The 13,304-nt window shown below is 68.9% G+C and carries 12 protein-coding genes and 1 tRNA gene; 5 read left to right on the top strand and 8 right to left on the bottom strand.

Features of this window, described 5'->3' with window-relative positions; all coding sequences use genetic code 11:
- The first annotated feature begins 153 nt into the window (after positions 1 to 153).
- Positions 154 to 1,023 (top strand): trans-aconitate 2-methyltransferase, encoded by an 870-nt coding sequence (locus ACIPXB_RS21030; RefSeq protein ID WP_401452058.1) that lies wholly within the window; start codon positions 154 to 156, stop codon positions 1,021 to 1,023.
- Positions 1,024 to 1,026: 3 nt separating this feature from the next.
- A complete protein-coding gene (locus tag ACIPXB_RS21025) occupies positions 1,027 to 1,401 on the top strand; it encodes a VOC family protein (RefSeq protein WP_401452056.1) in 375 nt (124 codons plus the stop codon).
- A 128-nt stretch (positions 1,402 to 1,529) separates the two neighbouring features.
- On the opposite strand, the gene ACIPXB_RS21020 is transcribed toward ACIPXB_RS21025, so the two are convergent.
- Both ACIPXB_RS21020 and ACIPXB_RS21015 read right to left on the bottom strand, forming a co-directional pair.
- Positions 1,530 to 2,204, bottom strand: coding sequence for a TetR family transcriptional regulator (locus ACIPXB_RS21020; protein ID WP_401452054.1), 675 nt, complete (start codon positions 2,202 to 2,204; stop codon positions 1,530 to 1,532).
- The gene (locus ACIPXB_RS21015) at positions 2,201 to 3,166 is read right to left on the bottom strand and encodes an acyl-CoA desaturase (RefSeq protein ID WP_401452052.1); all 966 of its coding nucleotides are present in this window, start codon (positions 3,164 to 3,166) and stop codon (positions 2,201 to 2,203) included. Before ACIPXB_RS21015 ends, ACIPXB_RS21020 begins: the two co-directional genes overlap by 4 nt.
- 203 nt (positions 3,167 to 3,369) lie before the next feature.
- Here ACIPXB_RS21015 and ppc point away from each other — a divergent pair, with 203 nt between their 5' ends.
- A complete protein-coding gene (ppc, locus tag ACIPXB_RS21010) occupies positions 3,370 to 6,099 on the top strand; it encodes a phosphoenolpyruvate carboxylase (protein WP_401452050.1) in 2,730 nt (909 codons plus the stop codon).
- 119 nt (positions 6,100 to 6,218) lie between these two features.
- Positions 6,219 to 6,806 (top strand): Uma2 family endonuclease, encoded by a 588-nt coding sequence (locus tag ACIPXB_RS21005; RefSeq protein ID WP_401452048.1) that lies wholly within the window; start codon positions 6,219 to 6,221, stop codon positions 6,804 to 6,806.
- A 3-nt stretch (positions 6,807 to 6,809) separates the two neighbouring features.
- On the opposite strand, the gene pth is transcribed toward ACIPXB_RS21005, so the two are convergent.
- From pth to ACIPXB_RS20975, 6 genes are all read right to left on the bottom strand, one after another.
- The gene (pth, locus tag ACIPXB_RS21000; protein WP_401452046.1) at positions 6,810 to 7,403 is read right to left on the bottom strand and encodes an aminoacyl-tRNA hydrolase; all 594 of its coding nucleotides are present in this window, start codon (positions 7,401 to 7,403) and stop codon (positions 6,810 to 6,812) included.
- 90 nt (positions 7,404 to 7,493) lie between these two features.
- The gene (locus ACIPXB_RS20995) at positions 7,494 to 8,084 is read right to left on the bottom strand and encodes a 50S ribosomal protein L25/general stress protein Ctc (RefSeq protein ID WP_401452044.1); all 591 of its coding nucleotides are present in this window, start codon (positions 8,082 to 8,084) and stop codon (positions 7,494 to 7,496) included.
- A gap of 181 nt (positions 8,085 to 8,265) precedes the next feature.
- Positions 8,266 to 9,243 carry a ribose-phosphate diphosphokinase gene (locus ACIPXB_RS20990; RefSeq protein WP_401452042.1) on the bottom strand — a complete coding sequence of 326 codons (978 nt, stop codon included), beginning with the start codon at positions 9,241 to 9,243 and terminating at the stop codon, positions 8,266 to 8,268.
- Between the two features lie 124 nt (positions 9,244 to 9,367).
- Positions 9,368 to 10,816 (bottom strand): bifunctional UDP-N-acetylglucosamine diphosphorylase/glucosamine-1-phosphate N-acetyltransferase GlmU, encoded by a 1,449-nt coding sequence (gene glmU, locus ACIPXB_RS20985; RefSeq protein ID WP_401452040.1) that lies wholly within the window; start codon positions 10,814 to 10,816, stop codon positions 9,368 to 9,370.
- Between the two features lie 122 nt (positions 10,817 to 10,938).
- A tRNA-Gln gene (locus ACIPXB_RS20980) sits at positions 10,939 to 11,009 on the bottom strand.
- Between the two features lie 11 nt (positions 11,010 to 11,020).
- Entirely contained in the window at positions 11,021 to 11,881 is an 861-nt protein-coding gene (locus ACIPXB_RS20975) for a hypothetical protein (RefSeq protein WP_401452037.1), read from the bottom strand.
- Between the two features lie 132 nt (positions 11,882 to 12,013).
- On the opposite strand from ACIPXB_RS20975, the gene ACIPXB_RS20970 reads away from it, so the two are divergent.
- Positions 12,014 to 13,291, top strand: a complete 1,278-nt coding sequence (locus tag ACIPXB_RS20970; RefSeq protein WP_401452034.1) for a sensor histidine kinase — start codon at positions 12,014 to 12,016, stop codon at positions 13,289 to 13,291.
- Positions 13,292 to 13,304: the final 13 nt, after the last annotated feature.

Genomic DNA, 13,304 nt, shown 5'->3' with positions numbered 1-13,304 from the left:
GTGTAAGGGGTCTATCGACGTGAAGTATCTTGATAGCAAGTTTCTCGTGATCAAGTTTCTTGATGTCAAGATATAGTTGGGGTGACCATGGGGCATGGAGGGGCCGGGAACAGCTTCCGCTTCATCCCGCCCCGCCAGCAGGGAGGCTCGAACATGCATTCCGATACCGCGTCGGACATCCGTCCCCGGATGGCCACCGAGGGCCCCACCCCCTCCGCGCCCACCTGGGACCCCCAGCAGTACCTGCGCCACGCCGGCCACCGCACCCGCCCCTTCCTCGACCTCCTCAGCCGCATACCGGACCTCCCCGACCCCGCCCCCCGCATCGCCGACCTCGGCTGCGGCCCCGGCAACGTCACCGCGCTCCTCGCCGACCGCTGGCCCAAGGCCCGCATCACCGGCTTCGACCTCTCCCCGCAGATGCTCCACCGCGCCGAGGAGGGGTACGCCGGACCCACCCCCGGCGGCGGCAGCCTCGACTTCCGCCCCGCCGACCTCGCCACCTGGCTGCCCGAAGAGCCCTACGACCTGATCGTCTCCAACGCCGCCCTCCAGTGGGTCCCCAGCCACCCGGCCTCGTTCCCGGCCTGGATCAACGCCCTGCACCCCGGCGGCACCTTCGCCTTCCAGATCCCGGGCAACTTCGGCGCCCCCAGCCACAACCTCCTCGCCGCCCTCTGCGACACCCCGCGCTGGCGGCCCCGCCTCGCCGGCCACGGCGCCCGCTACACCCACCTGCTCGAACCCGCCGAATACCTCGCCCGCCTCACCGAACTCGGCTGCGCCGTCGACGTCTGGGAGACGACGTACTACCAGCTGCTGACCGGCGAGGACCCCGTCCTCGACTGGGTCAAGGGCACCGCCCTGCGCCCCGTCCTGACCGCCCTCGGCGACGACGAACAGGCCGTCTCCGACTTCCTCCTCCAGTACCGCGACCTGCTGCGCGGCGCCTACCCGCCCGGCCCCCGCGGCACCGTCTTCCCGTTCCGGCGCATCTTCGCCATCGCCCGCAAGGAGGCCTGACCCATGCTGAGCGCCGTCGACCACGTCCAGCTCGCCGCACCCCCCGGATCCGAGGACGCCCTGCGCGCCTATTACGAACACGTCCTGGGAATGACGGAGATCCCCAAACCGCCCGTCCTCGCCGCCCGCGGAGGATGCTGGTTCGCCGCCGGACCGGTCCAGCTCCACCTGGGCATCGAGGAGGACTTCCACCCCGCCCGCAAAGCCCACCCCGGCCTGCGCGTCACCGGCATCGAGGCGTACGCCGACCGGCTGCGCGACCGCGGCGCCACGGTCGTCTGGGACGACAACCTCCCCGGACACCGCCGCTTCTACTCCGAGGACCCCGTCGGCAACCGGCTCGAATTCCTCGAACCCCTGACGCAGACCCTGACGTAAGCCCTGGCACAACCCCTGACGTAAGCCCTGACCTGACCACCCCGGAACCCACATGGCGGTGCCCCGCCGCCCGGACGAACCGTCCGGCCGGCGGGGCACCGCCCCACGCCTTTCCCCGCCGGGGAGCCTCAGCTCTTGCGGTGACCCACCAGACGCGGCTTGGACTCCAGACCGTCCAGCCCGTGCCACGCCAGGTTCACCAGGTGCGCCGCCACCTCCGCCTTCTTCGGCTTGCGCACGTCCAGCCACCACTGACCCGTCAGCGCCACCATCCCCACCAGCGCCTGCGCATACAGCGGCGCCAGCTTCGGATCGAACCCCCGCGCCTTGAACTCCAGGCCCAGGATGTCCTCCACCTGCGTCGCGATATCACTGATCAACGACGCGAACGTGCCCGTCGACTGCGCCACCGGCGAGTCCCGCACCAGGATCCGGAACCCGTCCGTATAGGACTCGATGTAGTCCAGCAGCGCGAACGCCGCCTGCTCCAGCAGCTCCCGCGGATGCCCCGCCGTCAGCGCACCGGTCACCCCGTCCAGCAGCTGGCGCATCTCACGGTCCACGACGACCGCGTACAGCCCCTCCTTGCCGCCGAAGTGCTCGTACACCACCGGCTTGGACACCCCGGCCTTCGCCGCGATCTCCTCCACCGACGTGCCCTCGAACCCCTTCTCGGCGAACAAGGTGCGCCCGATGTCCAGCAGCTGCTGACGCCGCTCCGCGCCCGTCATCCTCACCCGGCGGCCCCGCCGGGGCCTGTCACTGCTGGAATTACTGCCGTCGTTCGCCACACCCTCCATCATGCCGCGTTCGGCGCGTCCTCCCTGCGCCGGGCATCGATCCGCGACTCCGACGGCCAGCGCACGTCCGTCGCCCACCCCAGCTGCTCGAACCAGCGGATCAGCCGCGCACTGGAATCCACCTGCCCGCGCAGCACCCCGTGCCGCGCCGACGTCGGGTCCGCGTGGTGCAGGTTGTGCCACGACTCACCGCACGACAGCACCGCCAGCCACCACACGTTGCCACTGCGGTCACGCGACTTGAACGGCCGCTTGCCCACCGCGTGACAGATCGAATTGATCGACCACGTCACATGGTGCAGCAGCGCGACCCGCACCAGAGACCCCCAGAAGAACGCCGTGAACGCACCCCACCACGACATCGTCACCAGACCCCCCACCAGCGGCGGGATCGCCAGCGACAGCATCGTCCAGAAGATGAAGTCACGGCTGATCCGCCGGATCGCCGGATCCTTGATCAGATCCGGCGCGTACTTCTGCTGATCCGTCTGCTCCTCGTCGAACAGCCAGCCGATGTGCGCCCACCACAGGCCCTTCATCAGCGCCGGCACGCTCTCCCCGAACCGCCACGGCGAATGCGGGTCACCCTCCGCGTCGGAGAACTTGTGGTGCTTGCGGTGATCGGCCACCCACCGCACCAGCGGCCCCTCCACCGCCATCGACCCCATGATCGCCAGCGCGATCCGCAACGGCCGCTTCGCCTTGAAGGAACCATGCGTGAAGTAACGGTGGAAACCGATGGTGATCCCGTGGCACGCCAGGAAATACATGAACACCATCAGCCCCAGATCCAGCCAGCTCACCCCCCAGCCCCACACCAGCGGAACCGCAGCCACCAGCGCCACGAAGGGAACAGTGATGAACAACAGCAGCGCGACCTGCTCGATCGACCGCTTGCTCTCGCCTCCACGCGTCGCGGACGGCAGCGCGGCAGCGTCCTCGATCAAATCGGGGGTGAGCGTCATAAGGGTCCCCTGGGGGGTGAGATACGGGGGCTACGGAACCGTAACCTACGGCAACGTAAGTATGGCAAAACCGCGCCCCACGTCCAGTACCAGAACCTCCCGGCCATCACCCCCCACCAGCCCACCTATCCTTAGGACACGTCGGACAGCGCGGTCCGCCCCAGTAGCAGCGCTCGTACGTAACACTGCAAGGAGCCGCACCTGTGAGCAGTGCTGACCAGCCCACCCCCAACGCAGAGCTGCGCGCGGACATCCGCCGACTCGGCGACCTCCTCGGCGAGACCCTCGTCCGCCAGGAGGGACCGGAACTCCTCGACCTCGTCGAACGCGTCCGGGCCCTGACCCGCACCGACGGCGAAGCCGCCGCCGCCCTCCTCGGCGACACCGGACTGGAGACCGCCGCCAAGCTCGTGCGCGCCTTCTCCACCTACTTCCACCTCGCCAACGTCACCGAGCAGGTCCACCGCGGCCGCGAGCTGCGCGCCCTGCGCGCCGCCGAGGGCGGCCTCCTGGCCCGCACCGCCGACATGCTCAAGGACGCCGACCCCGAACACCTGCGCGCGACGGTCAAGAACCTCAACGTCCGCCCCGTCTTCACCGCACACCCCACCGAAGCCGCCCGCCGCAGCGTCCTCGGCAAGCTCCGCCGCATCGCCGCCCTCCTCGAAGAGCCCGTCACCGGCGCCGGCGACCGCCGCCGCCACGACCTCCGCCTCGCCGAGAACATCGACCTCATCTGGCAGACCGACGAACTGCGCGTCGTCCGCCCCGAACCCGCCGACGAAGCCCGCAACGCCATCTACTACCTCGACGAACTCCACGCCGGCGCCGTCGGCGACGTCCTCGAGGACCTCGCCGCCGAACTCGGCCGCGTCGGCATCGAACTCCCCGCCGGCACCCGCCCCCTCACCTTCGGCACCTGGATCGGCGGCGACCGCGACGGCAACCCCAACGTCACCCCCGACGTCACCCGCGACGTCCTCATCCTCCAGCACGAACACGGCATCACCGACGCCCTCGAACTCGTCGACTACCTGCGCGGACTCCTCTCCAACTCCATCCGCTACACCGGAGCCACCGAGGAACTCCTCGCCTCCCTCCAGGCCGACCTCGAGCGCCTCCCCGAGATCAGCCCCCGCTACAAGCGGCTGAACGCCGAGGAGCCCTACCGCCTCAAGGCCACCTGCATCCGGCAGAAGCTCCTCAACACCCGCGAACGCCTCGCCAAGGGCATCCCCCACGAGGAAGGCCGCGACTACCTCGGCACCGCCGAGCTCCTCACCGACCTCACCCTCATCCAGACCTCCCTGCGCGAACACCGCGGCGCCCTCTTCGCCGACGGCCGCATGGACCGCACCATCCGCACCCTGGCCGCCTTCGGCCTCCAGCTCGCCACCATGGACGTCCGCGAACACGCCGACGCCCACCACCACGCACTCGGCCAGCTCTTCGACCGCCTCGGCGAGGAATCCTGGCGCTACGCCGACATGCCCCGCGACTACCGGCAGAAGCTCCTCGCCAAGGAACTCCGCTCCCGCCGCCCCCTCGCCCCCACCCCCGCCCCCCTCGACGCCGCCGGCCACAAGACCCTCGGCGTCTTCTCCGCCATCAAGGACGCCTTCGAGAAGTTCGGCCCCGAAGTCATCGAGTCCTACATCATCTCGATGTGCCAGGGCGCCGACGACGTCTTCGCCGCCGCCGTCCTCGCCCGCGAAGCCGGCCTCATCGACCTCCACGCCGGCTGGGCCAAGATCGGCATCGTCCCGCTCCTGGAAACCACCGACGAACTCAAGGCCGCCGACGTCATCCTCGACGAGATGCTCGCCGACCCCTCCTACCGGCGCCTGGTCTCCCTCCGCGGCGACGTCCAGGAAGTCATGCTCGGCTACTCCGACTCCTCCAAGTTCGGCGGCATCACCACCAGCCAGTGGGAGATCCACCGCGCCCAGCGCCGCCTGCGCGACGTCGCCCACCGCTACGGCGTACGCCTGCGCCTCTTCCACGGCCGCGGCGGCACCGTCGGCCGCGGCGGCGGCCCCTCCCACGACGCCATCCTCGCCCAGCCCTGGGGCACCCTCGAAGGCGAGATCAAGGTCACCGAACAGGGCGAGGTCATCTCCGACAAGTACCTCGTCCCCTCACTCGCCCGCGAAAACCTGGAACTGACCGTCGCGGCCACCCTCCAGGCCTCCGCCCTCCACACCGCCCCCCGCCAGTCCGACGAAGCCCTCGCCCGCTGGGACGCCGCCATGGACGTCGTCTCCGACGCCGCCCACACCGCCTACCGGCACCTCGTCGAGGACCCCGACCTCCCCGCCTACTTCTTCGCCGCCACCCCCGTCGACCAGCTCGCCGACCTCCACCTCGGCTCCCGGCCCTCCCGCCGCCCCGACTCCGGAGCCGGCCTCGACGGCCTGCGCGCCATCCCCTGGGTCTTCGGCTGGACCCAGTCCCGCCAGATCGTCCCCGGCTGGTACGGCGTCGGCTCCGGCCTCAAGGCCCTGCGCGAAGCCGGCCAGGAAGACGTCCTCACCGAGATGGGCCAGCGCTGGCACTTCTTCCGCAACTTCCTGTCCAACGTCGAAATGACACTGGCCAAGACCGACCTGCGGATCGCCCGCCACTACGTCGACACCCTCGTCCCCGACCACCTCAAGCACGTCTTCGCCACCATCGAAGCCGAACACGCGCTCACCGTCGCCGAGGTCCTCCGCATCACCGGCGGCGAGAAGCTCCTCGACTCCAACAAGGTCCTCCAGCAGACCTTCGCCGTCCGCGACGCCTACCTCGACCCCATCTCCTACCTCCAGGTCTCCCTCCTGGCCCGCCAGCGCGCCGCAGCCGCCGCCGGCGAAGCCCCCGACCCGCTGCTCTCCCGCGCCCTCCTCCTCACCGTCAACGGCGTCGCAGCGGGCCTGCGCAACACCGGCTGACGCCGGCCGCATGAACAAACGGCCGGTATCGGTGCCCGTCACACGATGTGATGACGGGCCCCGATACCGGCCGCTACGGTTGTGGCACCAGGGCCACACTTCCGTCCATGGGAGCAACCATGACCGCTGAGTCCGTCCACGACTGGTCCCGGCCGCCGCTGGACGGGTACACCGTGGACGATCTGCTGACACTGCAGGACCTCCCGCGCCACACCGAGCTGATCGACGGGAGCCTGGTCTTCGTGAGTCCGCAGCGGTTCATCCACTCCGATCTGATCGACTTCCTCGTCGCCCGGCTACGCCGGACCGCCCCCCGGCACATGAAGGTCGCCCGTGAGATGACCGTGGTGATCGACAAACGCAACGGGCCGGAGCCGGACATCTCGATCGTCGGGCGAGACGCCTGCACAAGCCGCATGCAGACCCACGTCTACGCCGCCGACGTCCAGCTCGCCATCGAGGTGGTCTCCCCCGAATCCGAAGCCCGGGACACACAGACCAAGTTCCACAAGTACGCCGCCGCCGGCATCCCGAACTACTGGATCGTCAAGATCGAAGGCGACGAGACCGGCGAACCGGTCGTGTACGTCTACGAGCTCGACCCCCACACCCGCGCCTACGTCTGCCAGGGCATCCACAGCAAGCCGTTCAGCGTTGAGCGGCCCTTCGCCGCCGACATCGACTTCGAAGGGCTCGACGAGCTGTAACCGTCAGGAGTTGTACGTCGACTGCGCCCGCTCCAGACCCTCCAGGACCAGGCACTCCACCGCATCCGCCGACCGGTCCACGAACCAGTCCAGCTCCTTGCGCTCCGTCGACGAGAAATCCTTCAGCACGAAATCCGCCACCTGCATCCGACCCGGCGGACGCCCGATCCCGCACCGCACCCGGTGATACTCCGCACCCATCGCCTTCGTCATCGACTTCAGACCGTTGTGCCCGTTGTCCCCGCCACCCAGCTTCAGCCGCAACGTCGCGTAATCGATGTCCAGCTCGTCATGCACGGCGACGATCCGCTCCACCGGCACCTTGTAGAAATCCCGCAGCGCCGTCACCGGACCACCCGACAGGTTCATGAACGACATCGGCTTCGCCAGCACCACCCGCCGGCTCCCCGGCCCCGCAGGACCGATCCGCCCCTCCACCACCTGCGCCCGCGCCTTGTGCGCCTTGAACTTCCCGCCGATCCGCTCCGCCAGCAGATCCACCACCATGAAACCGATGTTGTGCCGGTTCCCCGCGTACTCGCCACCGGGATTGCCCAGCCCCACGACCAGCCAGGGAGTCGTCGCGTCGTCCACCATCGAAAAAGGCTCCTTAACAGGGACGACCGCCGTCCCGCTCCAGTGGAGCAGGACGGCGGCCGGTTACGCAAAAACAGCAGGGGCCTGAGATCAGGCCTCCTCGCCCTCACCCTCGGCGCCCTCGGCGGCCGGCTCCTCCGCCTGCGGGGCGACAACCTGCAGAACGGCCGTCTCGCCGTCCACGGCCAGGGTGGTGCCCTTCGGCAGGACCAGGTCCTTGGCGTGGATCGACGCACCGGCCTCCAGGCCCTCGATGGAGACGGTCACGGCCTCCGGCAGGTGGGTGGCCTCGGCCTCGACCGTGATGGTCGTCAGCAGGGTCTCCAGCATGTTCGCACCCGCGGCCAGCTCACCCTCGGTCTGGACCGGAACCTCGACCGTGACCTTCTCGCCCTTCTTGACGATCAGGAAGTCGACGTGCGAGATCGTGCGCTTCAGCGGGTGACGCTGCACGGCCTTCGGCAGAACCAGCTCGGTGCCGTCACCCGCGATGTCCAGGGAGATCAGGACGTTCGGGGTCTTCAGCGCCATCATCAGACCGTGGCCCTCGACGTTGACGTGCTTCGGGTCCTGGCCGTGACCGTAGATGACCGCGGGGGTCAGGGCGTCGCGACGGGCCTGGCGGGCAGAGCCCTTGCCGAAGGTGGTACGGAGCTCAGCGGAAAGCTTGACCTCGGACATGCTCACTCCTCGTGGGGTGACGAAAAACGGACAAGGTCACCCGGCCAGCACACGGCCTGCTACGAAGAGCGCGTCGATAACGGAGCATCCGCACCACCGAACGGGTACGGCCTCCCTCGCCGAGCAACCTCATGAGTCTACCCGGCGGGAAGGCCGCACTTCAAAAGGATCTACGCAGCGACTACTGCTGCTCCTCGAACAGGCTCGTCACCGAACCGTCCTCGAACACCTCACGCACCGCACGCGCGATCATCGGCGCGATCGACAGCACCGTGATCTTGTCCAGCTCCAGGTCCGACGGATCCGGCAGCGTGTTCGTGAACACGAACTCGCTCACCTTCGAATTCTTCAGACGGTCCGCCGCCGGCCCCGACAGGATGCCGTGCGTCGCCGTCACGATCACATCCTCCGCACCGTGCGCGAACAGCGCCTCCGCCGCCGCACAGATCGTGCCACCCGTGTCGATCATGTCATCGACCAGGACACACACCCGGCCCTTGACCTCACCCACGACCTCGTGCACCGTCACCTGGTTCGCGACGTCCTTGTCACGCCGCTTGTGCACGATCGCCAGCGGCGCGTCCAGACGGTCGCACCAGCGGTCCGCCACCCGCACACGACCCGCGTCCGGAGACACGATCGTCAGCTTCGTACGGTCCACCTTCGCACCCACGTAGTCCGCCAGCACCGGCAGCGCCGACAGGTGATCCACCGGACCGTCGAAGAAGCCCTGGATCTGGTCCGTGTGCAGGTCCACCGTCAGAATCCGGTCCGCACCCGACGTCTTCAGCAGATCCGCCACCAGACGCGCCGAGATCGGCTCACGACCCTTGTGCTTCTTGTCCTGACGCGCATACCCGTACGACGGGATGATCACCGTGATCGAACGGGCCGACGCACGCTTCAGCGCGTCGATCATGATCAGCTGCTCCATGATCCACTTGTTGATCGGAGCCGTGTGGCTCTGGATCAGGAAGCAGTCCGCACCACGAGCCGACTCATGGAAACGCACATAGATCTCACCATTCGCGAAATCGAAGGCCTTGGTCGGCACGAGGCCGACGCCCAGCTGATGCGCGACCTCCTCGGCCAGCTCGGGGTGGGCGCGGCCGGAGAAGAGCATCAACTTCTTCTCGCCGGTCGTCTTGATCCCGGTCACAGCACAGTCTCCTCAGACGTGTTGAAAGCTGCTCGCCCCCATGTGCGTCCGTCCCGCACACGGTGAGCCAGCCGAATTGCGTGCACCTATCACGGTACGCCGTCCCAGACGTACCCGTTTCCGGTCAGTCGCCAGCAGAGTCCGGCCGGACCGCCGACTGAGCCGCCGAGGCAGCAGCACTCCCCGGACGCTTACGAGCCACCCAGCCCTCGATATTCCGCTGCTGACCACGGGCCACAGCCAGAGCACCGGGCGGCACATCCTTGGTGATCACAGAACCCGCGGCCGTGTACGCCCCGTCCCCGATCGTGACAGGAGCCACAAACATGTTGTCCGACCCCGTCTTGCAGTGCGAACCCACCGTCGTGTGGTGCTTGGCCTCACCGTCGTAGTTCACGAACACACTCGCCGCACCGATGTTCGTGTACTCACCGATCGTCGCGTCACCCACGTACGACAGATGCGGAACCTTCGTCCCCTCACCGATCGACGCGTTCTTCATCTCCACGTACGTCCCGGCCTTCGACTTCGGCCCCAGATCCGTACCCGGACGCAGATACGCGAACGGACCCACCGACGCCTCCGCACCCACCACGGCACCATCCGCCACCGTGTTGTCCACCCGCGCCCCGGCACCCACCCGGGTGTCCTTCAGCCGCGTGTTCGGACCCACCTCGGCCCGCTCCGCGACATGCGTCTCACCCAGCAACTGCGTCCCCGGGTGCACCAGCGCGTCCTGCCCGAACGTCACCGTCACGTCCACGAACGTACTGGCCGGGTCCACCACCGTCACACCCGCGAGCATCGCCCGCTCCAGCAGCCGCGCGTTCAGCAGACCACGGGCCTCCGCCAGCTGCACCCGGTTGTTGATCCCCAGGATCTCCCGGTGGTCACGCCCGACCGACGCGCCGACCCGGTGCCCCGCCTCGCGCAGGATCCCCAGCACATCGGTGAGGTACTCCTCGCCCTGGCTGTTGTCCGTCCGCACCTTGCCCAGCGCGTCGGCCAGCAGCGCACCGTCGAACGCGAAGACCCCGGAGTTGATCTCACGGATCGCGCGCTGCGCGTCGGAGGCGTCCTTGTGCTCGACGATGGCCGTCACGGCGCCGCCGGCGTCCCGCACGATCCGCCCGTACCCGGTGGCGTCCGGCACCTCGGCGGTCAGCACCGTGACCGCGTTGCCGTCGGCGGCGTGGGTCGCGGCCAGGCCGCGCAGCGTCTCACCCGTCAGCAGCGGCGTGTCGCCGCAGACCACGATCACGGTCCCGCTGACGTCCTCGGAGGCCAGCTCCTGCAGGGCCATCCGGACGGCGTGACCGGTGCCGTTCTGCTCGTACTGGACGGCGGTGCGCACGCCGGCGTCGATCCCGGCCAGGTGCGCGGTGACCTGCTCCCGGGCGTGCCCGACCACCACGACGAGGTGGGCGGGGGCCAGCTCGCGGGAAGCGGCGACGACGTGACCGACGAGCGAACGCCCGCAGATCTCGTGCAGGACCTTCGGTGTGGCCGACTTCATGCGGGTGCCCTCACCCGCTGCGAGGACGACGACGGCTGCCGGGCGGTTGGCGCTCACGGGTGTGCCCTTCGGCTTCGGGGGTGGACGCACGAAGGATACCGGTGGGTCAAGGGAGGTGAACGAGTGCGGGTCCCGACCGATAGGTCAGGACCCGAATCTCAGCACTGGTGTGCTGTGTGCTCCCGGAGAAGGATTCGAACCCTCATTCAATGGACCAAAACCATTTGTCCTGCCCTTAGACGATCCGGGATGGTTCGCCCGCTATGTCCGATTTCGTTGATCGGCTCCGGACACAGCCCCTACTATGCCGCACCACCCGCCTTCGATGCGACGGTACAGATCGGCACTTTGCACTACCCGGATGACGAGGCACCCGCGGTAGGAGTCCCCCGTGTTCCTGCGTCGAGTCTTCGGGTCGTGGCGCTTGAGGGTCGTCGTGCCCAGATCGGCAGGGTCGATGCCGACGAGATCGGCCCAGAACTCCTCGGCGGCGGGGATGTCGGCCGTCTCGTGGATCATCACACTGCAGCGGATCCTCTCGGGCTCCACGTCCAGGAGCCGGAGCCAGGCGAGGTAGACCTGGATCATGCCCGGATCGCTGTTCACGAAGATCGCCCGCTCACGGCGCGCGTACGTCTTGTCCTTGCTGCCCTCCGACCAGTAGAGGGCCACCCCGATCAGGAACAGCTCGCGGTCGGAGAGGGCACCGATGCCCTCCTTGGCGACCCGTTTGGTTTCCTGACGGGCGATGTCCCGGACGGCGAGTTCGTGGTCCCACCGTTTGCGGCTGGCGAGTCGTGCTTGCTCGGAGGCCGGCCGCCGTTCCGGTTTCGGCAGATCGCGTACCCACAGCGAGATCGAGCTCTTCGAGCAGCCCAGCTCGACCTGGATCTGGTCGTAGGTCAGGCCCTGGAGGCGCAGCTCGCGGGCGCGGTCGCGGAGGTCGTCCTTGGCGTTGGGGCGTTTGGTCCACTCGGGGGCGGGTTCGCCCTCCAGGAGGCGGTTGAGGATGTCGTTGTTGTCCACGTGCAGGCGGTCGCGGATCTGGCGGCGGCTGAGGCCTTCGCGGCGGAGGGCGACGGCCTGGGTGCGGAGTGCCTCGAAGTCGGCGTATTTGCTCATGGCGGCAGGATTCGTCCGGAATTCGGGTTTGAGGGTCCGTTCTCCGGGTCATTCCGTCGTACGTGCGATTACCGTGCGTTCGCCGGATTTTCCGCCGTTGGTGTGCTGGGGCCCGCCCGTACGCTGGGCGGTATGACCAGTACGGGGGAAGAGCGGGACGGAGCCGGTCGCGCCGGGCCGTTGTGGTGGGGGCGGCCGCGGGCGGCGGCGCTGGACGTGGGGCTGGCGGTCGTGTCGGCCGTGGAGTGCGGGTTCGAGGGGGTCGGGGTCGCCCGGGAGGCCGGGCTGCCGACGTGGGTCGCGGTGGGGCTGGCGGCGCTGGTGGGAGCCACGCTGGTGTTCCGGCGGCGGTGGCCGATCGCGGTGGTGCTGATCGGGGTGGCGGTGTCGCCGGCGGCGATCGGGTTCCTGCTGTCGGTGGTGGGGCTGTACACGCTGGCGGCGTCGGAGGTGCCGCGGCGGATCACGGTGACGTTGGTGTCGATGTCGTTCGTGGCGACGTTCGTCGTGATGTACGTGCGGACGCGGGCCGATGTGGACGGTGACATCGGGCCGGGGTTCGTGGTGTCGCTGGCGGTGTTCGTCGCGGTGGCGCTCAATGTGCCGCCGGTGCTGCTGGGGCTGTACATGGGGGCGCGGCGGCGGTTGATGGAGAGCCTGCGGGAGCGGGCGGATTCGCTGGAGCGGGAGTTGTCGCTGCTGGCGGACCGGGCCGAGGAGCGGGCGGAGTGGGCGCGTCAGGAGGAGCGGACGCGGATCGCGCGCGAGATGCACGATGTGGTGGCGCACCGGGTGTCGTTGATGGTGGTGCATGCGGCGGCGTTGCAGGCGGTGGCGTTGAAGGATCCGGTGAAGGCGCAGCGGAACGCGGCTCTGGTGGGGGATATGGGGCGGCAGGCGCTGACGGAGTTGCGGGAGATGTTGGGGGTGTTGCGGGCGGTGCCTCCGGTGGTCGTGGCGGCGGGGGTGGCGGCCGAGGTGGCCGCGGTGTCTGTTCCGGTGCCGGTGGAGGAGGACGGGCCGTCGTTGGAGCGGCTGGAGGTGCTGGTGGGGCAGTCGCGGGCGGCGGGGTTGGTGGTGGATCTGGAGGTGCGGGGGGAGGTGGTGGCGTATCCGGCGGTGGTGGAGCAGACGGCGTACCGGGTGGTGCAGGAGGCGTTGACGAACTGCCACAAGCATGCGCCGGGTGCGGCGGTGGTGGTGCGGTTGGCGCATCGGGAGGGGGAGGTGGCGATGCAGGTGGAGAACGGGGTGTCGGACGGTTCGGCGGTGCGGCCGGGGTTGCCGAGTGGGGGGAACGGTCTGGTGGGGATGCGGGAGCGGGTGCTGGGTCTGGGTGGGGTGTTCGTGTCGGGGCCGACGGAGGCGGGGGGTTTCCGGGTGTCGGCGGTGTTGCCCAGTTCGGCGTAGGGCGGGGTCGGCC

Source organism: Streptomyces sp. NPDC090022, assembly GCF_044748145.1.
Lineage (GTDB): Bacteria > Actinomycetota > Actinomycetes > Streptomycetales > Streptomycetaceae > Streptomyces.
This window is presented reverse-complemented; position numbering and strand designations above follow the sequence as displayed.

Bases quoted from the DNA above. Each gene is read 5' to 3' on its own strand.
- ACIPXB_RS21030 (WP_401452058.1), top strand. From the start codon at position 154: ATGCATTCCGATACCGCGTCGGACATCCGTCCCCGGATGGCCACCGAG.
- ACIPXB_RS21025 (WP_401452056.1), top strand. From the start codon at position 1,027: ATGCTGAGCGCCGTCGACCACGTCCAGCTCGCCGCACCCCCCGGATCC.
- ACIPXB_RS21020 (WP_401452054.1), bottom strand. From the start codon at position 2,204: ATGATGGAGGGTGTGGCGAACGACGGCAGTAATTCCAGCAGTGACAGG.
- ACIPXB_RS21015 (WP_401452052.1), bottom strand. From the start codon at position 3,166: ATGACGCTCACCCCCGATTTGATCGAGGACGCTGCCGCGCTGCCGTCC.
- ACIPXB_RS21005 (WP_401452048.1), top strand. From the start codon at position 6,219: ATGACCGCTGAGTCCGTCCACGACTGGTCCCGGCCGCCGCTGGACGGG.
- pth (WP_401452046.1), bottom strand. From the start codon at position 7,403: ATGGTGGACGACGCGACGACTCCCTGGCTGGTCGTGGGGCTGGGCAAT.
- ACIPXB_RS20995 (WP_401452044.1), bottom strand. From the start codon at position 8,084: ATGTCCGAGGTCAAGCTTTCCGCTGAGCTCCGTACCACCTTCGGCAAG.
- ACIPXB_RS20975 (WP_401452037.1), bottom strand. From the start codon at position 11,881: ATGAGCAAATACGCCGACTTCGAGGCACTCCGCACCCAGGCCGTCGCC.
- ACIPXB_RS20970 (WP_401452034.1), top strand. From the start codon at position 12,014: ATGACCAGTACGGGGGAAGAGCGGGACGGAGCCGGTCGCGCCGGGCCG.